The sequence below is a fragment of the Candidatus Sulfotelmatobacter sp. genome, from assembly GCA_036500765.1.
Taxonomy (GTDB): Bacteria; Acidobacteriota; Terriglobia; order Terriglobales; family Acidobacteriaceae; genus Sulfotelmatobacter.
Map to the genome: position 1 here is coordinate 595,675 of DASYBM010000016.1, position 22,909 is coordinate 618,583.

Genomic DNA, 22,909 nt, shown 5'->3' on the forward strand with positions numbered 1-22,909 from the left:
CCACGCACCTCGCCCTCGAGTTAGTGCGCCGGCGCCGGTTGCGGATTCCCCTGCGGAGCGGGCGCGAAATTTACCTTCGGAACCTGCCGCGACCCTTCCGAGGCGGTGAAATATGCGTCGTTCACCTTGAACCCGGCCCATCCCGCGAAAATGCTGTTGGGAAATTGCTGTACATACGTGTTGTAGTCTTGCAGCGTGTCGTTATAGCGCTTACGTTCCACGGCGATGCGGTTCTCGGTGCCCGCGAGTTCATCTTGCAGGCGCAGAAAGTTTTCGTTCGACTTCAGTTGGGGATAATTCTCTGAGATGGCGAGCAGGCGCCCGATCGCACCATCGAGTTGTCCGTTCGCGGCAATCTTCTGCTGCGGCGTCCCCGCCGAAAGCAGCGCCGAACGCGCCTTGGCGATGTCGCCAAACACGGTCACTTCCTGCTGTGCATAGCCCTTCACGGTCTCCACCAGATTCGGAATCAGGTCCGCACGCCGTTGCAGCACCACGTCCACCTGCGACCATGCCGATTTCACCGCCTCATTCTTTTGAACCAGCGTGTTCTTCACGCTCACATATTGCCCGAAGAAAACCAGCGTAAACACCGCCAGAATCACCAGAATTACGATGACAACCAGCAAGCCCTTCCCCATACGCTTCCTCCTCCGAAATCTGAAATCAAAACTCGAAAATCTAAAATCGAAATTCTGCAATCGAAAATCAGCAATCGAAATTCTGCAATCGAAAATCAGCGCCCCGATGCTTCTGAGTCTAACGCCTCATCGACCGCGGCCGTCACTTTCTCTACCGCCGCCAGGTAGCGCGCTGCCAGATCGCTGCCTTTAAGTTCATTCCGCTCCAATTTCCCTTCCCGCACATCCAGCGCCTGATGGATCGCCGAGAGATCGACTCCCATTCGCTTGGCCAACGCATCTACCGCCTCCCGCCTGCTCGCCGGCGCCGCCTCCCCCAGCGCAATCAGCGCATGCCGAAACAACGTGCCAAACGAGGGCACCGAACGCAGCAGCAACTCCGACAACCGCGCATCGTTTCCCGCCGCCAGCAGCACCTGCTGCCGCAGGAGAATCAGTTTCTCCCGCAGTTCATATTCCACCTGCACCCGGTGCACATGCAGTGAAATTTTCAAGCCCTGCACGGGATCATCGCCAAACAGCACCCGATGCTGCTGCTGTATGTCGAGCAATTCAATGCTAAACACATCCGTCGACCGCTCCAGTTCCCGCCGCGTCATGCACAAAGGCGCAGGCTGCTTCTGCTTGCCCCACCATTTCGCGACCGGCCCCAGAGCCTGCAACCCCGCGAACGAACTATCGCCCAGCACGCACAACAGATTCAGATTCGACTGCCCTGGACGAAAATCACCCGCCACCGCCGATCCAAATAAAATGACGCTCTCCAGATTCGTCCCCGCTGCTTCGCGAAGCCGCTTCACGAACTCGTCGAGCTTATCCTTATTTTTGCTGTCTATCGTGCCGTCGACTTTGTTGTTCATGTTCCGTTCGTTCCGATTTGCAGAAACCATCGCATTCCTCGTTTGCTACCAACTGCTGCTGGCGCCGCCGCCTCCGGAACTGCCCCCACCAAAACCACCGAACCCGCCACCCCCACCCCCACCACCAAAGCCTCCCCCACCGCCAAATCCACCGCCACCGAACCCGCCTCCGCGCCCGCCAAAAATCTGCGAAAAGAGAAGCCAAAAGAACAGACTACGCAACGGCGTCAACAGGATGATCAACACCACCACGATGATTGCAATCACTCCGCCAATCGAAATCCCTCCGCTTGGTTCGCGCACTGCGGGAACCGGGGCGGGAGGCGTCGCTCCCGTGAGTTGCACGCCCGCATCCGCCGCGATGACGTTCGCAACCCGGCTCGTTACCAGCAGTAAAGCTTGGTTGTACTCCTGGCTGCGCATCAGCGGAATCGCTTCCCGCTGAAATCCTCCTACTTTGCCGTCGGGCAAAATCGGTTCCAGCCCGTACCCCACTTCAATGCGCGCCTTGTGATCCTGTATGGCGTACAGAATCAGTACTCCGCGATCGGTGGACTTTGCGCCAATGCCCCATTTCTTAAATAGATCGACGGCAAAGGTCTCGATATCCGAGCCATCGAGCGAATTGATCGTCACCAGGGCGATTTGGGCATGAGCCTTTTCGTCGACTTGCTGGCAGGTATCGGTGATCTGCGCAGTCGTCGTCTGATTCAGCACATGCGCGAAATCGTTGACGTAGCCGGTGGGTTGTAGTTGAGCGACCGACTCCGCCCGTACTGCCGCGCCCAGCGACAATACCAGCACGGCAGTCAGACATATTCGCGCGCGCCAACTCACCCGCAGATTGTACAGAAAAGCCAGGCGTCAGGCGTGAGACCCCCGCCGGTGTAGAACGGACACTCCAGTCCGTCGCCCTTGACTTTGATCCCGATTCTGACCTGATCTCAAACATGGCGGGGGTTTACGACCATCAGAACGAATGGGTCAGTAGCAATGGACTCAGCCTGAGATCTCTTATCCGGAGATGTAAGTAGTAGGTCCGCTGCCCGCCGCCGCCCAATCACCTTAGTAATTTGCCGAAAGCCCGGTCGAGCGTTCATCATTATTGGCGTGCCAAATTCTGACACCACCCGCCGCTGGCCGCGACTTCCCGTCGATATGCCTGTCCGCGTCGTTACGTCCAGGGGCTTTTCCACCACGGTGGTGGAGGGTCGCGGCACGGAAATGAGCGAAGGCGGCATGGTGTTGTACGCTGGTATCCTGTTGAACCCCGGCGACTTACTGGAAATTGAATTCGATACTCCCACGCCCTCGCGTCTCCCCGCCATCGTCCGCTCCCGCAACGGCTTCTGCTTCGGCCTCGAATTTATCACGCCGCTCCCGGCGTGATTTTCTGGTGTTTCTTCACGATCCAGCGATCGGCGAGACAAGCTCACCGTGCGCCGGTTCAGCGGTGCCGAAACAGCGAGAGACTCAGATGGCTTTTGCCCGCTGGGGTTTGGCCTGCACAATCGCAGCCGCTGAAGCCGAAATCCAAGCCTGCACTTTGGCAGGATTAAAGGGCCTACCCCGGTACAATCCAACAGGCCACCGTGACATTCTCCACCCCCTTGTTCTAGCATTCCCTAGCTATGTTTTTCGAACAGTTCTATCTCGGCTGTCTCGCCCATGCTTCCTACATGCTCGCCTCCGAAGGCGAAGCCGTGGTCGTCGATCCGCAACGCGATGTCGAGTTATATCTGAAAACCGCCGCCGATCACCGCCTTACTATCCGCCACATTTTTGAAAGTCATCTGCACGCCGACTTCGTCTCCGGACACCGCGAACTCGCCGCCCGCACCGGCGCTGCCATCTACATGGGCGCGCAAGCCGGAGCCATTTTTCCTCACGTGCCCGTCACCGACGGATTCGAATTGAAATTCGGCAGGGCCTCGATCCGCGTTCTCGAAACTCCGGGGCACACTCCAGAAAGCATCTGCATGGTCGTCACCGACCGCATCGCGGATGAAGAGAAACCTTCTGAGCCCTGGGCCGTGCTGACCGGAGACACGCTCTTTATCGGCGATGTCGGGCGGCCCGATCTTTCGCCCCGCCACACTCCGGCCCAATTGGCAGGACTGCTCTACGACAGTCTGCACACGAAATTGCTGACGCTGCCCGACAAAGTGCTGGTCTATCCCGCGCACGGCGCCGGTTCTCTTTGCGGAAAAAATATGCGCGCCGAGCGCTCATCCACCATCGGCACCGAACGCCTCACCAACTACGCGCTACAAATTAAGAGCAGGGAAGAGTTCGTCGCTCAGCTCACCAGCAATCTTCCCACACGTCCGGATTATTTTCTGAAGGACGCCGAGATCAACCGCACTGGCGCCGCCGCATTGTCCGATCTTCCTCCGCTGCGCGCCCTTGCGCCCGCCCAATTGAACATCCTGTTGAACGCCGGTGAGATGGCCCTCGACGTTCGCCCCAACGAGGAATTCGCCGCCGCGCACGTGCCCGGCTCGGTGAACATCGCACTCGGCGGCCAGTTTGCCTCGTGGGCCGGCACCGTGCTCGGTTTATCGGCGCATCCCGTGCTGATCGCCGCCTCGGACGAGCAGATTGAGGAAGCCCGACTCCGCCTGACCCGCGTCGGCATTGAAGTTCTCAACGGATATCTCGACGGAGGTATCGCCGCCTGGAAGCAAGCAGGTCTTCCTTTAGCGACCATTGCGCAACTCACTGCCAGCGAACTCGATACGCAAATAAAATCCAATCCCGTGCAAGTGCTGGACGTGCGGCGCGAGTCCGAGTGGGATGCCGGGCACATCGAGAGCGCCACCTGGTGGCCGCTCGACAATTTCAAAGTTTCTCCCCCGGAACTCGACCACCACGCCCCCATCGCCGTCCACTGCAAAAGCGGCTACCGCAGCATGATTGCCAGCAGCCTGCTGCAACGCGCCGGCTTCACGCAGGTGTTCAATCTGACTGGAGGGTTCGATGCCTGGCACCAGGCCAGACTCCCCACCATTACTCCGAAGCCCGTCAGGGTTTAAGCGATACCCAGAAGTGCATATTCCGCCTTTCCCTTTCGTGTGTCCTCGGTGACCCTTGTGACCAAGGACTGTCGTCCGCACCCGTCTATACTGAGGCCAATCTAATCGCGGGGGAAATATCTTGGCAAAACGCCGACCAATGTCAGCGATACTATCCATCCTGTTCGCTATTGTCCTCGGCGCTCAACTTCTGCACGCGCAAACCGACAGCAAAACAATCAAGATCGGATTTTCCGTGGAAGCGATGAAGGGAGAGCGGTGGCAGACCGACCTGAATTCTTTTCAGGCGCGGGCCAAAGAGCTCGGCGCGAATGTGATCTCCAGCGACGCCAACGGCGACGATAATCTTCAACTCCAACAAGTGAAGGACATGATCAAGGCTGGCATCCAGGTGCTGGTGTTACTGCCCCACGACACCAATAAGGCTGCCCGCATCGTCGACGCAGCCAAGGCCGCAAATGTGAAGGTCATCAGCTACGATCGCCTCGTACAGAATAGCGATGTTGATCTCTACGTGAGTTTTGACCGGGTTGAGATCGGCCGCATGCAGGCCGAATCGATTGTGAATCTTGCGCCCAAAGGGAATTATGTGTTGATCGGCGGCTCTCCCCACGACGAAGGTGCAAAGACTCTGCATGACGCACAAATGAACGTCTTGGGTCCTTATATCGATCGGGGAGACATAAAAGTCATCGCGGATGCCTATAGCAACGACTGGCTCCCTTCCGAAGCCTACCTCCACATGCTGAAGGCCATTGACTCCTCCCGCGGGGACATCGCCGCGGTTCTAGCCTCGAATGACGGAACCGCCGGAGGTGCGATTCAGGCTTTGCGCGAACATAACCTGGCCGGCAAGGTGCCGGTCTCAGGGCAGGACGCGGACCTGGCCGCGGTGATCTGCATCGCCCAGGGCACGCAGACCATGACCGTTTACAAATCCATTCCTAACGAAGCGGCAACCGCGGCCGAAGCGGCCGTTCACCTGGCGAAAGGCGAGAAAACCGACGCAGGCGCGACCTTGGGTAACGGCAAGACGAACGTTCCCGCTATATTGCTAAGCCCCGTCCTGGTAACCAGGGACAACATCAAAGCCACCGTCGTCAAAGACGGATTCCAAACGCTAAAAGAAATTAACTTGGGTCTGCCCGCAGACCAGCAGATCAATTAGGCGCATTTTCCCGGGTCGCTATTAGCATTGCCATCCTGAGAGGCGCTCGTCAGGCGAAGCGAAGAGCCAGTCCTGGGCAAAGTCGAAGGAATCTCAAGCTCAATGGTCGCAGCGCGCAAGCCGAGTTGCAACTTGCACCACTGCTCCTCGGAACCTGCCCGATCAAGGATTCATTTCCTGCCGCAGCCGCTTGGAAAGTTTCTCCATCTTCTTCAGCTTTGCCCCGAGATCTTTGGTCAGCATGCCCCTTCCCAGTTGCTGGAGGTCGGACTGTACAGCGGCGCTCAGAGTAAACAATTCCTGAGCATCCTGATGGACGAGTTGCAGCCGCACCAGCGCCGGATGGGCCTGCGTGCGATCGTTCTCAATCTGGTTTAAGCGTTGTTCTTTCATCTCGATTCTCTGGTTGATTTGTCGCGCGGCTCCCGGTTCCTGCGGAGCAGCCGGCACTACGAGAACAATCAAGAGAAGTGAAGCGAGGCGGGCTTGCATGCGCACCTCCTGCGGGCGGCAACTATAGCGCGGAATTGTACACCTGTTTTTTCCGGCCACCACAAGAAATATCGCCAGATACTCCGATTTGATCTGCCGATGGCTACCGTCCGTGCTGTTAGTCGCCCGGGGAGTTGAATCTTACGCGAACTGCTAAGGGGCCGCCGAATGTGAGATCTTCGCGTCCCTTGCGGCTTTCCTTCGCAAGCTTTGCGGTTCAAGATTTCGCCTTCCACTCACGTCGCGCTCCAGGCGATGTGTAGAATAAACTCCTGCGACTCGTGCCGGCGTTGCCGGTACGAACGAAATATCCTCCAGGTTCGAGGTTCTTATCATGGCCGATAAAGCCGACGTTCTTCCCAAATCCCCTGCCACTCATGACCCACACATAGATTCCATCCTGAACGAGCAGCGCAGCTTCGAACCTCCCGCCGAATTCAGCCAGAAGGCCCACATCAAGAGCCTCGCGGAATACGAGCGTCTGTATAAAGAATCCGTCGACGAGCCCGACAAGTTCTGGTCGCGCATCGCCGGCGAACTGCACTGGTTTAAGAAGTGGGACAACGTTCTCGAATGGAATTGCCCTTGGGCGAAGTGGTTTGTCGGCGGCCAGATTAATCTTTCCTACAATTGCCTCGACCGCCACGTCGAAACCTGGCGAAAGAATAAGGCCGCCATCATCTGGGAGAGCGAACCCGGCGAAGTCCGCGTTCTCACCTACCAGCAACTCCACCGCGAAGTGCAGAAGTTCGCGAATGTACTGAAAGGTCTTGGAGTGAAGACGGGCGACCGCGTCGCCATTTACATGGGCATGACGCCCGAACTCCCCATAGCGATGTTAGCCTGCGCCCGCATCGGAGCGACTCATACTATCGTTTTTGGAGGGTTTTCATCGAACGCGCTGGTCGATCGCATTCATGATTCGGAAGCTACCGCCGTCATCACGCAGGATGGTTCGTACCGGCGCGGTGCAGAAGTCAAATTATTTCCCGCGGTTGAAGAAGCGCTGAAATCGTGTCCGACTGTGAAGAACGTCGTCGTCTATAAACGATCCGGCACTCCTATCAACATGCAAGCAGGACGCGACAACTGGTGGCATGAACTCATGGCCAAGGCCTCCGACGTCTGCCCCGCCGAACCGCTCGACGCCGAACATCCGCTCTACATCCTCTACACGTCCGGAACCACCGGCAAACCCAAAGGCGTCGTCCATACCACCGGCGGATATTCCGTCGGCACCTACCTCACCACAAAATGGGTCTTCGACCTGAAAGAGGAAGACACCTACTGGTGCACGGCCGATATCGGCTGGGTGACCGGCCACAGCTACATCGTCTACGGCCCTCTCCAGAACGGCGCCACCAGCCTGATGTACGAAGGTGCGCCGAATTTTCCCGAGCCCGACCGCTTCTGGTCGATCATCGAGCGCCACAAGGTAAATATCTTTTACACCGCGCCCACGGCAATTCGCACCTTTCTCAAATGGGGCGACGAGTGGCCGAAGAAACACGACATGTCCAGCCTGCGCCTGCTCGGCACCGTCGGCGAGCCCATCAATCCTGAGGCCTGGATGTGGTATCGCGAGGTCATCGGTGGCGATCGCTGCCCTATCGTAGACACCTGGTGGCAAACTGAAACCGGACATATCATGCTCACGCCTCTGCCCGGCGCAATCGCTACTAAGCCCGGCTCTGCGACCAAGCCGTTTCCCGGCGTCGTCCCCGATATCGTCACCATGGATGGCAACTCCGTCCCGCTCGGCTCCGGCGGATTTCTCGTCCTCAAGCGCCCGTGGCCCGGCATGCTGCGCACCGTCTATGGCGATCCCGACCGCTACGTGAAGAATTACTGGTCGCAAATTCCCGGCATGTATTTCACCGGCGACGGCGCGCGAAAAGATAAAGACGGATATTTCTGGATCATGGGCCGCGTCGACGACGTGCTCAATGTCAGCGGCCATCGCCTGAGCACGATGGAAGTCGAGAGTGCATTGGTCGCGCACGAGGCCGTCGCCGAAGCCGCGGTGGTGGGCCGTCCCGATGATTTGAAAGGTCAAGCGATTTCCGCGTTCGTCACGCTGGAGCAGGGAAGAAAGCCCACGCCCGAACTAAAAGAAGACCTGCGCAAGTGGGTTGCAAAAGAAATTGGCGCGCTGGCCAAGCCCGACGACATCCGCTTCACCGACTCGCTCCCGAAGACGCGCAGCGGAAAAATCATGCGCCGCCTCCTCCGCGAACTAGCCACTCACGGCGACGTGAAAGGCGACACCACCACGCTCGAAGATTTCGGAGTAATCGCCAAGCTGCGGGAGCAGGACGAAGTGTAAGAGCGTACAGCGCGGCAGCCACGAATGCTGATACGACCGGTTTCCATCCACGACGCGATCGTCAGCTTCAACCAAAGACCCAGAAACAGAGGTTCGTGGTGTTCCCTTTCGCAAAGAAACGCGAAAGGATGGGGCAGCCGTTTTCGTGGTGATCTGCCGGAACGCGCCGTGAAGCTTTAATCGGGCCTACTCGCCGGTGCCCATCATCACGATGGGCATCGTGGGCGCGGTCGCGCCCGCTTCATTCTCTACTGTAATCGCGAAGGCCTTGGCTTCCATCTGACCGGGCAGCGGGGGATTCACGACTGTGGCGCTGCCGTGGGCATCTGGTTTGAATACGCCCGCGGGAACGGGCGCACCTTCTTTTGGGATCAGCCACAACTCGTACGCTTTTTGCGGAGGCAGCGGCGGCAGATTGTTCGCGACGAACAGCAGGGTGCTGCGATTGCGCAGATAGAAAGCCTTGCCCTGCGGCTGCGGCGGAGTCTTTACTGAGACCAGCGTGAAGTGCTGTCCCGCGGGATCGGTGATGGCGTTCACGATGGCCCGCGCCTTTTCGAGGTCCGCCGTCTGCTGGCTAATGCGGGCGCTCCAGATCATCGCGCCCCGCTTTAGCTCGGCGTTTTCTTTCCACAGCGACGCGGCGAACACGAGAATTGCCGTGGCGGACGCCCATCCCAAGAGTCCCCACAAAGATTTCCGCGGGTGCCCCATTTCTCGCGCGTTCTCTGTGCGAGAAGTGGGCGACGCTGCTGCTTCTTTCGCCACCGCATCCAGCAGGCGCTGCCGCGCCCGCGCCGGAGGCTTCGGGCCCAACGTGGACAGCGCCAGCAGCGCGCCGTCGCCCCGCAGTTGCTCAAGCTCCATCCTGCACGAACTGCAGGTCGCCAGATGGTTTTCCAGGTTCACGCGATCCTCGCCCTCGAGCGCATTCAGCGCGTGCAGTGCGAGATCTTCGGCGAATTGTTCGTGGACTGACATTTACCTTCTATCGCTGGAACTTCAACATCAACAACCTTTGCTTTCGGCCTTTCGAACTCCCACTTCTCGCCAGGAACGCGAGAAATGGGGCACCCGCTTTCTTGCGGCTCTCACTTTCAAACCAAAGAACTCTTGCTTCATGCCTCTCGAATTCCCACCCTTTCGCACAGAACGCGAAAGGATGGGGCACCCATTTCTTGCCACGTTCTTGCTTCCCTCACCTTCAAAAAAATCTATCCTCCGCCTTGAAACGCTTTTCGTAAGGCGATCAATCCGGCGCGAATTCTGGTTTTGATCGTGCCCAGCGGCTCGCCGGTCTTGATCGCGATTTCAGAATGGCTCAGGCCTTCGAAATATGCCATCTCCAGCGCGTTGCGCTGTGGCGGCGGCATGGCGCCCAGTACGCCGCGAACTTTTTCCGCGGCACGCGTGCGATCGGCGTCGCCGGCAAGATCGGGCGCCACGGAGACGATGACTTCTTCAATATCCGTTTCCGGCTTGCGCCGCCGGAGAGAATCAATCGCGCGATTGCGCGTGATCACTGCCAGCCACGGGCCCAGGCTGCCGCGCGCGGCATCGAAGGCCCCCGGATTGCGCCACAACTGCAAAAACACCTCCTGCAGAATATCCTCCGCCCCTCCGGTATCGCCCAGCACGCGCAGCGCGACCGCATAGACAACGCCCGAATAGCGGTCGTAGAGCTCCGCGAGAGCGCGCTCCGCCGCCGCGCTCCCAGCGCCCGACTTCATGGCCGTCACCATGGCCAGGTCGTCCGATATCCCTTTGCTTTCAGGACTCGACTTTATTTCGGGAGTCGACAACGCGCTCAGTCTCTTCCTTGTTAGAAATACGTACCGAGGGCCCCTGGCGGATTGCCTCTTTCGGGCGCTTGCCTATAACCTCACTGGCTCAGTTTGATCGCCAGTTGCCGTTCCGGCTGCGTCATTTCGCCCCAGAGTTTTTGCAGATCCGCCTGCACCGACTGATTGTCGGGATCTTTCCGCAGCGCCAGCGCGAACCAGCGATAGGCCGTGGGCAGATCGTGCGGCGTACACAATCCCGCCGAGTATAGCGCGCCCATCTCGATCATGGCCTTGGGATTCGATTGCGCCGCAGCGGGTTTCAACAAGTGCATGCCGCGCTCGCAGTCCTGCGGCACGCCGCGTCCATAAAGATACTTCTGAGCTTCGGCCACGGAATCGCTGACCGGACGGGCCTCCGCCGGAGGCTTGGGCAAAGCGGCCGCTGGCTTGGGGTGAGGCGCGGCGCGGGGAGCCTCCGCAGCGGCGGTTACTGGTGTTCTGGTTGCGGGCGTGGCTGGCGAGGAGGTGGAATCGCTTGGAGTCGCGGCGTCGCCTTCGGCAGGGGCGTCCGGAGTCAACGGCGCCGGGCCGTTCTGAGATTGGCTGGAATGAACTGGGCCGGTCTGAACTGGGCTGTTCGCGGCGGCCGTGGGATTCGCTGGGGATTGGTTTGACGCTGCGGGATTTGTTGCAGGACTTGTGGTCGCAGGACTTGTGGCGGCCGAATTCGCAGCTGCGGCACTGTTGGCATCCGGGTTCGCAGCAGGTTGCGCTGCTGACGGCGATGCTGCCGTGCCCGCGCTATTTCCGGCGGGCGTCGCGGAATTCGTGTCGGCGGTGTCGGTACTCTGCGCCGCCGGAAATTTCTTATCGGGAGGAATCGACCACGGCGGCAGTCCGTGCTTCCAGCGAAAATATCCCAGCCCCGCCGCGAACATCAGCACCAGCAGAATCAGAACAAATTTTCCGGCGCCCCAGCCCTTGTGTGGTTCTTGATCTTCAAGCAAGTAATCGAGGTTCGAACCGGAAGATGCATGCGGATCAATACTCAGTCCCGCTCGCCGGCCGGCCGGCGGCGAGTCGTTCAATCCCAGAAACGACGGCCCACTGATGCTAGGCGATGCTGCCGTTCGCGACGGAGTGGGCGTCTGCGGTTGCTCGGAAAGGCTTGGCGTTCGTGCGCCAGCTCCCTGCGCCGCAGTCGAAGCAACCGGCTCCGACACCGGCAACAAAGAACCTCCGCACATGCCGCAGAAGCGGTTCTCCTCCGAATTCTCATTGCCACAGCGGGGGCAGCGCACCATCCCTCCCGATCAGGATTCGTCTACGTATAGCTTACGATATCTTGCAGGTTCGATGCAGCGCCAACCTGGACGGGGTATCCACAATAATGACCCGTACGGGATGGGGAAACAAAAAATGAAGGCAACCCCGCGCCGACTCCGACGTCCTTCCTATTTCCTCACATCTGGCATCTTCATGTCCGGCATTGTCGGCGGAGGGGCGGCGAGAGCGTCTTTCGCCGCCTGCGGCAGTTTGTCGGAATTCGCCAGCAACAAACTTACTTGCCACATTTGCGTGGTCGAGAGTGTCTTCTCAAATCCCGGCATCCCCGTCATGCGAATTCCTCCCGCAACTTTCCAATAAGTTTCCTGCGGCGGATCGTCCGATACTCCCATCCCTTCGGTAAGCTTCGGAGGCTTGGGAAACATTCCCTGCGCGATCGCGGTTTGCGGCTTCCCCGGAAGTCCGTGACACACTGCACAGTGCTCCTTGTAGACTTGCGCGCCCGCCACAAAGGCAGCCTCATCCGCCGCGACTGGCACCGATTTCGGCATCTCCTTATTCATCCGCGCGTGCAGCGCCATCCCGGCCAGCATCTTTTCAAATGGCATTGGCTCCGCCGAAGTCGCCACCGGCACGCTTCCCGAAGAAAAATACATATAGACGCCTACCGGAATTACAATCAAGCCCACAAACAGCCCGATCAGAAACTTTCCCATACGCTCTCTCCTATCGCGACAGCTGAGATACCGATACGAAACCGGAAACTGATACTAACCCAAAGTTGTAAATGCTGGAAACTCTGTGATTTCCAAGCTTGAAACGAATTTTATTTTTTCCTCAGTGCCGCCCCTTGCTTGAAAGACGAACCTTTGACAACTCTCTAACTCCCTCGTGACAGATGCGACGACCGATCGAAATATTCTGCATTCACGCTGATTCGAAGTCCCTGCCTCGAGTCAACTTCATCGCCAAAAAATTGGAGTTTAAAAAATATGCGCAATCAACAGCCGTTTTCTCCCGCTCTCGACTCAGAACTCAATCAACCGTCAGCCGTCGAATCCGCCGAATCCGGCGCATCCCCTAACCCGCAGTCCCGCCGTGTCGCACCGCGCCGTTCTTTCCTGAAAGGACTTGGAATGGCCGGTGCCACCCTCACCGCCGGCGCTCTATTGGCGGGCCAGAGCCGAGCTCAAACCAAGTCCGGCCGCAGCTCGAAACTCACCCCGGGCGATGTGGCCATCCTGCAATTTGTCGCCTTTGCGGAAGAGATTGAGAGCGACCTGTGGGAGCAATACGCGGAACTCGGCGGACTCAGCGCAGGAACGCAAAATCCCTACCAGCTCGCCTTGCAGCAACTCGATGGCGACGCCTCGCAATACATCACCAGCAATACGCTCGACGAAATCAGCCACGCGAAGTTCCTGAATGCATACTTGCAGATGCGCGGCGCACAGCCCCTGAATCTAAGCAAGTTCCGCACTCTGCCCAGCAGCAAGGCGAGCGGCGCCAAGCCGATCGGGCGCCTCACCAACCTCATGCAGCTCACGGTTGACACCAGCTACTACACACGCTACCGGAGCACCACAAATCCAGATTTCGGCGATACGTATCCGCAAGCGATTGTACTCGCTGACGTGCCCGCCATTCCCCGCGACAACTCCGACTTTGGCCCCACAGATCACGTGCAGGCCATCGCCAATACGGCGGCATTTCACTTCGGCGCCATCGAGCAAGGCGGCAGCAGCCTGTACTCAGCCATGGCGCAGAAAGCTCACGACGTCGAAGTTCTGCGGGTCGCGGTTAGCATTGGCGGAGACGAAGTCGCGCACTTCCTGGAGTGGGTGGATTTTGCCGGGAACGGCGTGCAAGCTCCCATCGCTCCCTTCACCGATCCCACGAATGGGCTCACTTTCCCAGACTTCAACGCCGCGGATAATCCGTTGCTCCAGACCAACCTCATCTTTCCGCTGGCGTGCGAATTCATCAACGCGAATTTGCCCCACTGCGCCGTGATTCGCCCGACCGAGCCCGCTGGCATCGCTGCCGGAGCCGTCAAAGCCTTCACCGACAGTGGTCTGTTCATTGGCCAGTCGAACGAGTTTTTCGACACGCTGAACGCCGCAGCCGCAGCCGCTGATGCAGCGCAACGGGGTTTCTGAACCGCTTAACGACCGATTGCCGATTTTCGCGGGGCGCTGCGCTTTTGCTGGAGAAATTGCAGCGCCCCATTTTCTACCCAATGCATTCTATGCACATTATGTTTTATGAACTCAGGAGAGAAAAATGTTTGAAGGCCTGTTTCAGCCCACGCATCTGCTCCTCATCGCCGGAATTGCTCTACTGGTTTTCGGCCCCAAAAAACTTCCCGAACTCGGCAAAGGGCTTGGCGAAAGCATTCGCGGCTTCAAATCGGCAATGACCGCGAAAGAAGAAGAAAAGCCCACGTCGAAGACGGAGTCAACCGACAGCAAGTGACGACGAACTGAAGTCGGAAGTCGGAAGCCGGAAGTCGGGAGCCGATGTTAAACTCACCTTCGGCATGCTGACTCATCTCGAATGCACCCGCTGCGGCGAACACTATCCCGCGGACCGCCCGCAATCGGTTTGTCCGAAAGACGCCGGCATTCTCTACGCCCGCTACGATCTGGCGGCGATCAGGCGCGCGTTCTCTTCGGCGCGTCTGGCCGGACGCGCCCCCACCATGTGGCGCTACGACGCCGTCTTGCCTGAAGCCAACCCCGTCACGCTCGGCGAAGGCTTCACGCCCATGCTGGCCAGCCGCGAATTTCCCAATGTTTATATAAAAGACGAAGGCCTCAATCCCACCGGATCATTCAAGGCGCGCGGACTCTCCGCCGCCGTTACCATGGCTCGCCACTTCGGCCCGAAGTTCGGATTGAAAAAACTCGCGATTCCCTCCGCCGGCAATGCCGCCAGTGCGCTCGCCGCCTACGCCGCCGCCGCGGGGCTCGAAGCGCACATTTTCATGCCGAAAGATGTCCCCGTGGCCAACCGTATCGAGTGCGATTATTACGGCGCGCATGTGACGTTGGTCGACGGGCTCATCAGCGACTGCGCTCGTAAAGTTGCAGACCTGAAGGAATCCGAGCTTTGGAAAAAAGACGGATGGTTCGACGTCAGCACTACCAAAGAACCCTATCGCGTCGAGGGCAAAAAAACCATGGGCTACGAAGTCGCCGAACAGCTGGGATGGAGAATGCCGCAAGGCATCATCTATCCCACGGGTGGTGGCGTCGGCCTGCTCGGAATGTGGAAGGCCTTCGACGAAATGGAAGCCCTGGGCTGGATCGGGCCAGAGCGCCCGAAGATGATTACAGTGCAATCATCCGGTTGCGCTCCCATTGTGAAGGCCTTTGAAGAAGGAAAGCCGTCGTCGGAAATGTGGCCGAACGCCGCGACCTTAGCATCGGGCCTGCGCGTGCCTAAGCCTTATGGCGACTACCTGATTCTCGATATTCTAAAGAAAAGCAAAGGCGCCGCCATTGCTGCCACCGATGAAGAGATCGTGGAAGCCACCCACCATTGGGCTAGACACGAAGGCATCTTCGCCGCGCCCGAAGGTGCAGCCAGCCTGGTCGCCTACCGCAAACTCCGCGCCACCGAATTCTTCAAACCCGAAGACACGGTTGTCCTGTTTAACACCGGCACAGGCCTGAAATATCTGGACGTGCTGGATACGAAACACGTAGCCCCGGACGCATTCGTCCGGGGAGCCACTACCAAGAAACCATCATCCCGCCAAATCGGCGGCATCATCGGGCCGTATTGACGTTCAAGGAAACCGTGCTGCATGCACTGTGACGTTCAACTCTTCACGAACGCCAGCAAGTCGGCATTGATCTGATCCGCCTGCGTCGTCGGCATGCCATGTGGAAACCCAGGATAAAACTTCGTTGTGGCATTCTTCAGCAGCTTGGCTGAAAGCGGCCCGGCATCGGCGAAGGGAACGATCTGGTCGTCTTCGCCGTGCATCACCAGCGTGGGCACATCAATCTTCTTCAAGTCCTCGGTGAAGTCGGTCTCGGAGAAGGCCTTGATGCAATCATATTGAGCCTTGATCCCGCCCATCATTCCCTGCCGCCACCAGTTCTCTCGCACGCCCTGCGAAACCTTTGCTCCCGGCCGGTTAAAACCATAGAAGGGAAGCGTGGTGTCGAGGTAGAACTGCGAACGATGCTTGGCCGTTTCCTCGCGAAATTTATCGAACACTTCGATCGGCAGCCCGCCCGGATTCTTATCAGTCTTCACCATGATCGGCGGCACAGAGCTGATCAACACCGCCTTCGCCACTCTGCCGTTACCGTAACGAGCCACATACCGGGCAACTTCTCCACCACCCGTCGAATGGCCGATGTGAACAGCATTGCGCAGGTCAAGCTTGTCGACCAACTCCTTCACGTCGGCGGCATATGTATCCATTTCGTTGCCGGTAACCGTTTGCGTGGAGCGCCCATGGCCGCGGCGGTCATGCGCGATCACGCGGAATCCGCGTTCGAGAAAAAACATCATCTGCGCGTCCCAGTCATCCGCCGAAAGCGGCCAACCATGGTGGAATACGAGCGGCTGCCCTGTGCCCCAGTCTTTGTAGAAAATCTGCGTGCCGTCTTTGACTGTGATCGTGTCCATTTTTATCTCCTTGCTGTGATGTTTGCGAGTGCATATTCTCGCATATCGTTCGATACAAGGCCCGCGTTCCTCCGTGCTCCTCAGTGCCCTCTGTGGTTAAATGGTTTTGCTGCCCATGACCACGCGCCTCTATTACCACGATTCCTTCCTTTATGACTTCGACGCCGAAGTTCGCGACGTGATCGCAACCCCGCGCCCCGCCATCATTCTCGATCGCACTGCGTTCTATCCCACCAGCGGCGGCCAGGTCTTCGACACCGGAAAAATCACTGCCGGTTCCACCGAATTCGAAGTCACCGAAGTCGCCGACACAGAAGACGGCAAGGTCGTGCACTACGTCGAGTCCGTAAAAGACGTGAAGCCCGGAGCCCGCGTCCGCGGCCAGATCGACGGCGCCCGCCGCCGCGACCACATGCAGCAGCACTCCGGCCAGCACGTGCTTTCGTCAGCTTTCGTGCGGCTCCACGGCATGGCGACCGTTTCGTTCCACATGGCCGACGATTATTGCTCGATCGATCTCGACACGCCGACGCTGACCAAAGAGCAAATCGAATCCGCCGAGCGCCTGGCCAACGAAATCATTTTGGAGAATCGCGAAGTAGATATTCGCTTCGTCACCCGTGCCGAAGCCGGGAAGCTTGGCCTGCGCAAACTGCCGCCCACCGAGCGCGACGAACTCCGCCTCATCGACATTCGCGACTTTGACCTGACCGCCTGCGGCGGCACGCACGTCGCCCGCACCGGACAGATCGCCAGCATCCTGCTGCGCAAAACCGAAAAAGTTCGCCAGGGATGGCGCGTGGAATTCGTCGCCGGCCAGCGTGCCGTCGCTACAGCTCGCCGCGACTACTCGGCGCTCACCGAAACCGCCGCGCTTTTTTCCGCGCACATCTACGACGTGCCGCAGCAGGCGCGCAAGTTGCTCGACGAGATCAGATCGCTGCGGAAAGAACGAGAGCAGTCTCTCGAAGAATTGGCCGGTGTCTATGCCGCTTCTCTGCTCGCTCAAACTCCCGAAGTCAACGGTCGCCGCGTCGTCATTCGTACCCTCGCCGACCGCGACCTGAACTTCGTCAAGCTGCTCGCGCAGAAATTAACGCGGCTGTCTCCGCACGTCATCGCACTGCTGGCGACAACCTCTCCGCAGCCGGCGCTGGTCTTTGCGCAGTCCGCGGGCCAGCCCTTCGACATGGGCGCGCTGTTGAAAGAAGCAATGGCCAAACTAGGTGGCCGCGGCGGTGGTAGTAAAGACATGGCGCAAGGCGGCGTGCCAAACGCGGCCGGAATCGACGACGCACTTAAAGCTGTTGCTGCAATGATTGAAAAGGGAGATTGAGAAGCGGAACCCCAGCAGGAAAAAAATTAGGAGACTCCAATCACACTTACATCTTCTGAGCGGCCTTTGCGGCAGTTCTTCGCGACCATTGTGGTCCAGGCTTTTGCCGCCGGCGACTTAGAGTTCCACCAGAAACTACCGCACCCACGTTTCGAATGTCGAAACGTGGGTGCTCAGGATCAAGCCAGGCGCTTACGCCAGCGGTTGCTGCCGCCGCGCCCGCTCCCACCAGACCTTGGGATCGTCCGGCCGGTTCAGGATGTTCGACAACTCCTGTTTAATCTCGCGCAGACGGTTGGTGCGCAATTCGAGCGCCGTCTGATCGACTGCATTGTGGCCGCCTTTTTCGCTGAAACGGGCATTCAGGGTGCGCAAATCAGCGATTTCCTGGCGAAGGCTGGAGAGACGTTCGGTGATATATGGCATCAGTAACGATCATACGCTGTATTTGCCGCAGTGCCGGTTAATCTCCGATTAATAGTGCGCCTGAGCTTTTGTGGAACTTGGGTAACCCGGCTTGGGTTCGGAACCGAAACGCAATACGTTCCCGTCGGGATCTTCCACGTGGACCTCGAGCGCCCACGGAAAATTCGTGGGGGGCATGCGGATCGGGATGCCGCGGCCCTTCAAATCTTCGTAGATGACTACAACATCTTCGACACCGAGCCACACCCATGCGCCCCCGCGCCCCTGTCCGCCGCGGCACAAGTAAATGCCGGCGCGATCACGGTTCACGGACGTAAAGTCGTCGCTGCCCCAACTGGCGTTGGCGAATCCGAGGACGTCGACATAGAAACGCAGGCTGGCCTCCATATTTTCGACGCGCAGAATCGGTTGACTGCCTTCGTAGTACACACGGGATGCATTGGGATTCGCCATAGCACGGTCTCCGGAAGAATCCTACATTATTCCCCGTCGCGGCCCTTCGCCGACCTTCCACCTCGTTCTTGCGGACCTCGTTTTCCCTGGAAATCTGTCAAGACCCTCAACTTGAGGAAATCCCCGTAACTCGCTCAGGACAATCACAAAATAAAAATAAATTCCTTTCCGGTTTACCCTCGGCGAAATGCTATTCTAGATATATAGACTGGAAATCAGGCGCAAGCTCCCAAGCTTGCGCCTTTTCTCTTTCCCGATCATGTCAAAGTCGAGACGCGCGCGTCGGACCCCTTCCGCGTCGTGCCCAATCCCTGTCCCGGCCAAGCCGCTTGCGAAAAAGCTCACTCGAAGGAACTCCGTACCTCCAACCGCACTCCAGCGCGAACTCACCACCAAGCGCCGCGGAGAACTCGCCGAACTCGCCTTCACCCTCAAAGCCACCGCACTCGGATTCGCCGTCTCCAAGCCCTACGGTGACAGCGAACGCTACGACTTCATCGTCGACTCCCATGAGCCCGACACCATGCCCAAACTCTCTCGCGTTCAAGTCACATGCTCCACCCAACTCGTCGACGGGCCTTTATCGCACCAACGCCCATCGCCGCATCAACGGCCGAGCCATCCCCTACAAACTCACGGAAATTGATTTCATCGCCGCCTACGTCATTCCCGAGGACTCCTGGTTCATCCTTCCTCTCCGCGACATTCTCGGGCGCACCAGCCTCCTCTTCCGCCGCAAACGCGACCGCCGCCGCGGCATCTACGACTCCTACCGCGAAGCCTGGCGCCTGCTGCGCATCAGGCCCTAAAATTTGTACGGCTACCGGCAGCGCCGCCGCGGGGGTCGGGCTCATGCTCTAGCCACGGAAATCAGCGAGCTTCCATAGTGCCTCCACAGTAAAAGCTTGTCATCCTGAGGCCCGCGTTCTTTGCGGGCCGAGGGATCTATGGATTTGTCGGCCTCACGACGACGCTTTGAGATACATGGGATTCTTGGGGGTCAACCGGCGTCCGCGTCCCAGGCCTTTATCTTGCTAGATGGGAAGCGGCGCCTGAGCGTGTCGAAGGGGTGGGGAACCACAGGCCCATTCTGTTCGGGGTTTAAACGCGTTGTGCATCCGGGGAGAAGGAAACCGGCGGAGCCGGCATTCGTCGTGCCCATCCGTCGAAAACCGCGAGGAATGGGGGATTCGCAGTCGCGGTGCTGCAAAGGCCGGCACAGCCGCGCCGGCCAAAGATGAGCCCGACCTTGAATTTTGCAGCGGGCTTATCGTATATACAGATTCGTAATTACGAGGCAGATGTTGGAATTCACCTGGGACGCGCGCAAGAACCGGGCAAACCAGAAAAACACCGCATCAGCTTCGGGACGGCGGTTCATGTCTTCGACGACCCTTTTCACGTCACGGCGCAGGACAGGGAAGTCGAAGGCGAGGCGCGATGGCAGACCATCGGTATGGTGAACGGCCTCCACATGCTGTTGGTGGCTCACACGGTGGGTGAACACGAGGAAGAAGCGGTGATCCGCGTTCTCTCCGCTCGAAAAGCAACGCGCCGGGAACGGAACATCTATGCGCAAGGCGACTAAAAAAACCGAAGTAAGATTCAAGAGAACCGTCGCGCAGCCCTTGACCGCGAAGCAGAAGAGGGAACTGTCAGCTCTGGCGGCCATGCCGTATGATCAGATCGACACCTCCGACATCCCGGAACTCCCGCCCGGAGCATGGAAAGACGCAGTACGAGGCCGGTTCTATCGTCCAGTGAAACAAGCCGTGTCCATGCGCCTCGACGCCGACGTGATCGCGTGGCTAAAGAAAGCCGGCAAAGGCTACCAAACCCGCGCCAACCAAATCCTCCGCCAGCGCATGCTGGACGAACTGCGGCGCGCGTGAGCGGCCGTGGCCGTACGGACGGTGGAAGGGCACGACTTCAGTCGTGCCGTAAGCGCCATCAAAAATCAATCGGCTTCAGCCGCTGAGGCCCGCTCCTCAGACGAGACGACCCAACCTTGGTTGTTCTATGCACCGCCACGAAAAAGGCTGCCCCATCCATTCGCGTTCTCTGCGAATGAGCCTGCCCTGAGCTTGTCGAAGGGGTGGGAACCACAGACCCATCCTGCTTGGGATTGAAACCGTCACGCGTCCGGCGAGACGGAAACCGCGGGTCGCGTTCGTGGTGCCCATCCGTCGAAAACCGCGACGAATGGGGCAGCCTCAGTCGCGGCTCTGCGAAGATGAGCCGACCCTAATCCTTGGCAATCGGTGTGTGCCTTGCCATCGCATGGACTATTAGTTGGGGCGAACAGGCTATCGCCCCAACCAGTTTGACACCACGTGTGACTATGTGTTAGTCTGAACAGTGTAGACTTCGAGTCGGTTTGCAGTTGCGTGGTGCTTCGTCGTCCACTCCAGCCTCAACCGCATGACCAGCCCTAGCCTGCTTAGAAAATTCCAAAGGAGTGGCTATGAACAAGTTCGCAAATTTTGAAGTAGAGTTCGAACTGACCGGCTTAAAGATTCATGTCAAGGGCGATCGAGAAATCGCGCCGATCGTCGCGAACAATGTCGGACGACATTTTGCGGCTGTCCTTTCGCCAGCAGGACTAATCGAGGCTCCGAAGAACGGACATGTGCAGCCCATGACCATCGATGCGGACTCCTCACCAGTGACCCGCAAGCGCACCAGAAAGTCCGGGCGGGCATCATCCAGCAGCGCCGCAGCGGATTCGCCGATCACCTGGACGCACGATCCGAGCCGTTGGGGTTCTCCTGTCCAGACGTGGAAACCATTTCAAAAGATCGCATGGCTTCTCAGAGTTGTTGAACAAGAAATAGGAAAGGCGGACCTCAGCGCAGCCGAAATCGCAGACATCTTCCAGGCCCGTTTTAAAGATGCCGGTCTCATTGTGAAGAGAAACATCGCGCGCGATGTCGGCGGTAAGGCCGAACTATTCGGTTCTCTTGACGGCAGATTTTTTCTCAAGCAATCCGGCAAGGAACTGGCCGATAAGCTTGTTACGGAAGCCAAAGGAGGGGCCGTAGCGGCTTAGGCCGATGTTAATCAGCAAGAACACGTTAATGAGCCAGTTGACGCCGCCTCTGGACGCTCAACTGGCTCAATTGTTAGTTGAAGAGTTCATTGCGCAGGAGAAACGTTTCATCCAAGGGGACTGGGAGCCGACCCAATTGGATGGTGGACAATTCTGCGAGATTCTCTCGCGCATCCTCTATCACCAGGACTCTGGAAATCTAAACGCTGGCAAGAAGTTCGAGGACTGCTGCGCGTATGTGGAGAATGATCAGGTGCCTCATGCAATTAGTCCTCGGCACGATGCAATCCACCTAATCAAGGTTCTTAAGATAATTTATAAGTTCCGCAGTCAGCGCGGTGCCGTGCATATATCGCCCAACTACACACCGAATCACATGGACTCCAAGGTGGTTGTGGATATGGTTCGTTGGGCGTTCTCTGAGTCGCTCAGAATTTTCTGGAACGGCGATCGTGAGCAAGTTTCGAGGGCGATCCGCGAACTCTTGCAGTTCGAGGTACCAGCAATAGGGAGATTCGAAGACGTACTCATGGTGCAGCGGACCGATCTCTCCCCTTCGGAGGAGATCTTAATGCTGCTGCACTATGCTGGCGAAGCCGGATTCAGCCGCAAAGAACTTGGTAAGTACGTCATGCACGACCCGCCGAGAATCACCGAGGCTCTAAAGGCACTGACATCCCCGGTTCAACGGCAGGTGATCCTCTTGACGTCGGGGCGATTTCGCTTGACGGATATAGGCTCCAAATACGTGAGAGAGAAGTTGTCTGACAAGATGCTGTTGGGATAACCGAATGACCGATGTCGCCTCACCGCCCCTCCTTTACGCTCCCCGACCGCCCGTGATATTCTCTAAACGTCACAAGGACAATCGATTAAAGACAGGAGTGCACCAGGCAAGTGTTAGCCAGAGAGCACAAAAAGACCCTCATCGACCAATACGGCACGCATCCCAGCGATACCGGCAGCCCTGAAGTCCAGATCGCGTTGCTCAGCGAACGCATTGGTCAATTGACGGAGCACTTCAAGACGCACCAGAAGGACCACGGCTCGCGCCGCGGCCTGCTTATGCTGGTCAGCAAGCGGCGTAGCTTGCTGGACTACCTGAAGAAATACGATTCCGAGCGCTATAAAACTGTCATTACGAAACTCGGCATCCGCAAGTAGATACTTGACCCGGAAAGTCCCTCGATCTTGGGTGGCCCATTCTAACGGCGCGCACTTTGCGACGTTAGAGTGGGGGACATCAGATTCGATCAACTTCCTTCCGGGCTATTTCTGGAAATCCGTCTCTGGAGAGACGGGCCAGCATCGAGGAAATCTCCACACGTGCGGTTTTCAAGCGCAACGAACCTATCCAACTGCATCCGGCGGGTGAAGTGTGTCTTCTCCCGGTTGGACGGAAAAA

The 22,909-nt window shown here is 58.2% G+C and carries 24 protein-coding genes and 1 pseudogene; 14 read left to right on the forward strand and 11 right to left on the reverse strand.

Annotation, left to right across the window (positions count from 1 at the left end; translation table 11 throughout):
• Positions 1 to 20 precede the first annotated feature (20 nt).
• The 3 genes from VGM18_19635 to VGM18_19645 all read right to left on the reverse strand — a co-directional run bounded on the left by VGM18_19635 (position 21) and on the right by VGM18_19645 (position 2,338).
• Positions 21 to 641 carry a LemA family protein gene (locus VGM18_19635; GenBank protein ID HEY3975225.1) on the reverse strand — a complete coding sequence of 207 codons (621 nt, stop codon included), beginning with the start codon at positions 639 to 641 and terminating at the stop codon, positions 21 to 23.
• Between the two features lie 95 nt (positions 642 to 736).
• Entirely contained in the window at positions 737 to 1,501 is a 765-nt protein-coding gene (locus tag VGM18_19640) for a nucleotidyltransferase domain-containing protein (GenBank protein HEY3975226.1), read from the reverse strand.
• A gap of 45 nt (positions 1,502 to 1,546) precedes the next feature.
• On the reverse strand, positions 1,547 to 2,338 hold the full coding sequence (locus tag VGM18_19645) for a TPM domain-containing protein (GenBank protein ID HEY3975227.1): 792 nt from the start codon (positions 2,336 to 2,338) through the stop codon (positions 1,547 to 1,549).
• Between the two features lie 273 nt (positions 2,339 to 2,611).
• On the opposite strand from VGM18_19645, the gene VGM18_19650 reads away from it, so the two are divergent.
• The 3 genes from VGM18_19650 (at position 2,612) to VGM18_19660 (ending at position 5,704) form a co-directional block, all read left to right on the forward strand.
• Complete coding sequence (locus VGM18_19650; protein HEY3975228.1) at positions 2,612 to 2,890, forward strand: PilZ domain-containing protein; 279 nt, start codon at positions 2,612 to 2,614, stop codon at positions 2,888 to 2,890.
• Between the two features lie 242 nt (positions 2,891 to 3,132).
• Positions 3,133 to 4,536: a rhodanese-like domain-containing protein gene (locus tag VGM18_19655; GenBank protein ID HEY3975229.1), complete on the forward strand. Its 1,404-nt coding sequence runs from the start codon at positions 3,133 to 3,135 to the stop codon at positions 4,534 to 4,536.
• Between the two features lie 139 nt (positions 4,537 to 4,675).
• Entirely contained in the window at positions 4,676 to 5,704 is a 1,029-nt protein-coding gene (locus VGM18_19660) for a substrate-binding domain-containing protein (protein ID HEY3975230.1), read from the forward strand.
• A gap of 162 nt (positions 5,705 to 5,866) precedes the next feature.
• On the opposite strand, the gene VGM18_19665 is transcribed toward VGM18_19660, so the two are convergent.
• Positions 5,867 to 6,196, reverse strand: a complete 330-nt coding sequence (locus VGM18_19665) for a hypothetical protein (GenBank protein ID HEY3975231.1) — start codon at positions 6,194 to 6,196, stop codon at positions 5,867 to 5,869.
• A 334-nt stretch (positions 6,197 to 6,530) separates the two neighbouring features.
• Between VGM18_19665 and acs the strand changes: the two genes are divergently transcribed.
• Positions 6,531 to 8,522, forward strand: coding sequence for an acetate--CoA ligase (gene acs, locus VGM18_19670; GenBank protein ID HEY3975232.1), 1,992 nt, complete (start codon positions 6,531 to 6,533; stop codon positions 8,520 to 8,522).
• A gap of 186 nt (positions 8,523 to 8,708) precedes the next feature.
• Here the strand turns inward: acs and VGM18_19675 are convergent, their stop codons facing one another.
• The 4 genes from VGM18_19675 to VGM18_19690 form a co-directional block, all read right to left on the reverse strand.
• Entirely contained in the window at positions 8,709 to 9,503 is a 795-nt protein-coding gene (locus tag VGM18_19675) for an anti-sigma factor (protein ID HEY3975233.1), read from the reverse strand.
• Positions 9,504 to 9,736: 233 nt separating this feature from the next.
• Positions 9,737 to 10,324 (reverse strand): sigma-70 family RNA polymerase sigma factor, encoded by a 588-nt coding sequence (locus tag VGM18_19680; protein ID HEY3975234.1) that lies wholly within the window; start codon positions 10,322 to 10,324, stop codon positions 9,737 to 9,739.
• An 80-nt stretch (positions 10,325 to 10,404) separates the two neighbouring features.
• A complete protein-coding gene (locus VGM18_19685) occupies positions 10,405 to 11,529 on the reverse strand; it encodes a hypothetical protein (GenBank protein ID HEY3975235.1) in 1,125 nt (374 codons plus the stop codon).
• 231 nt (positions 11,530 to 11,760) lie between these two features.
• Positions 11,761 to 12,309 (reverse strand): c-type cytochrome, encoded by a 549-nt coding sequence (locus tag VGM18_19690; protein ID HEY3975236.1) that lies wholly within the window; start codon positions 12,307 to 12,309, stop codon positions 11,761 to 11,763.
• 405 nt (positions 12,310 to 12,714) lie between these two features.
• Between VGM18_19690 and VGM18_19695 the strand changes: the two genes are divergently transcribed.
• The 3 genes from VGM18_19695 (at position 12,715) to VGM18_19705 (ending at position 15,383) form a co-directional block, all read left to right on the forward strand.
• A complete protein-coding gene (locus VGM18_19695) occupies positions 12,715 to 13,752 on the forward strand; it encodes a ferritin-like domain-containing protein (GenBank protein ID HEY3975237.1) in 1,038 nt (345 codons plus the stop codon).
• A 124-nt stretch (positions 13,753 to 13,876) separates the two neighbouring features.
• On the forward strand, positions 13,877 to 14,068 hold the full coding sequence (gene tatA / locus VGM18_19700) for a twin-arginine translocase TatA/TatE family subunit (GenBank protein ID HEY3975238.1): 192 nt from the start codon (positions 13,877 to 13,879) through the stop codon (positions 14,066 to 14,068).
• A gap of 64 nt (positions 14,069 to 14,132) precedes the next feature.
• A complete protein-coding gene (locus VGM18_19705) occupies positions 14,133 to 15,383 on the forward strand; it encodes a threonine synthase (GenBank protein ID HEY3975239.1) in 1,251 nt (416 codons plus the stop codon).
• A gap of 35 nt (positions 15,384 to 15,418) precedes the next feature.
• Here the strand turns inward: VGM18_19705 and VGM18_19710 are convergent, their stop codons facing one another.
• Positions 15,419 to 16,240 carry an alpha/beta hydrolase gene (locus tag VGM18_19710; protein HEY3975240.1) on the reverse strand — a complete coding sequence of 274 codons (822 nt, stop codon included), beginning with the start codon at positions 16,238 to 16,240 and terminating at the stop codon, positions 15,419 to 15,421.
• Between the two features lie 115 nt (positions 16,241 to 16,355).
• On the opposite strand from VGM18_19710, the gene VGM18_19715 reads away from it, so the two are divergent.
• Entirely contained in the window at positions 16,356 to 17,576 is a 1,221-nt protein-coding gene (locus tag VGM18_19715) for a DHHA1 domain-containing protein (GenBank protein HEY3975241.1), read from the forward strand.
• 192 nt (positions 17,577 to 17,768) lie between these two features.
• Here the strand turns inward: VGM18_19715 and VGM18_19720 are convergent, their stop codons facing one another.
• Positions 17,769 to 18,002 (reverse strand): hypothetical protein, encoded by a 234-nt coding sequence (locus tag VGM18_19720; protein ID HEY3975242.1) that lies wholly within the window; start codon positions 18,000 to 18,002, stop codon positions 17,769 to 17,771.
• A 48-nt stretch (positions 18,003 to 18,050) separates the two neighbouring features.
• Positions 18,051 to 18,455 (reverse strand): VOC family protein, encoded by a 405-nt coding sequence (locus tag VGM18_19725; protein HEY3975243.1) that lies wholly within the window; start codon positions 18,453 to 18,455, stop codon positions 18,051 to 18,053.
• Positions 18,456 to 18,964: 509 nt separating this feature from the next.
• Between VGM18_19725 and VGM18_19730 the strand changes: the two genes are divergently transcribed.
• The 6 genes and pseudogenes from VGM18_19730 (at position 18,965) to rpsO (ending at position 22,668) form a co-directional block, all read left to right on the forward strand.
• Positions 18,965 to 19,264, forward strand: a complete 300-nt coding sequence (locus tag VGM18_19730) for a hypothetical protein (GenBank protein ID HEY3975244.1) — start codon at positions 18,965 to 18,967, stop codon at positions 19,262 to 19,264.
• Positions 19,265 to 19,759: 495 nt separating this feature from the next.
• Positions 19,760 to 20,043, forward strand: a pseudogene (locus tag VGM18_19735) (BrnT family toxin).
• Positions 20,027 to 20,347: a BrnA antitoxin family protein gene (locus tag VGM18_19740; GenBank protein HEY3975245.1), complete on the forward strand. Its 321-nt coding sequence runs from the start codon at positions 20,027 to 20,029 to the stop codon at positions 20,345 to 20,347. The pseudogene VGM18_19735 and the gene VGM18_19740 overlap by 17 nt, the downstream one beginning before the upstream one ends.
• Positions 20,348 to 21,093: 746 nt before the next feature.
• Positions 21,094 to 21,504, forward strand: coding sequence for a hypothetical protein (locus VGM18_19745; GenBank protein HEY3975246.1), 411 nt, complete (start codon positions 21,094 to 21,096; stop codon positions 21,502 to 21,504).
• Between the two features lie 28 nt (positions 21,505 to 21,532).
• On the forward strand, positions 21,533 to 22,291 hold the full coding sequence (locus VGM18_19750; protein ID HEY3975247.1) for a hypothetical protein: 759 nt from the start codon (positions 21,533 to 21,535) through the stop codon (positions 22,289 to 22,291).
• 110 nt (positions 22,292 to 22,401) lie between these two features.
• On the forward strand, positions 22,402 to 22,668 hold the full coding sequence (gene rpsO, locus VGM18_19755) for a 30S ribosomal protein S15 (GenBank protein ID HEY3975248.1): 267 nt from the start codon (positions 22,402 to 22,404) through the stop codon (positions 22,666 to 22,668).
• Positions 22,669 to 22,909: the final 241 nt, after the last annotated feature.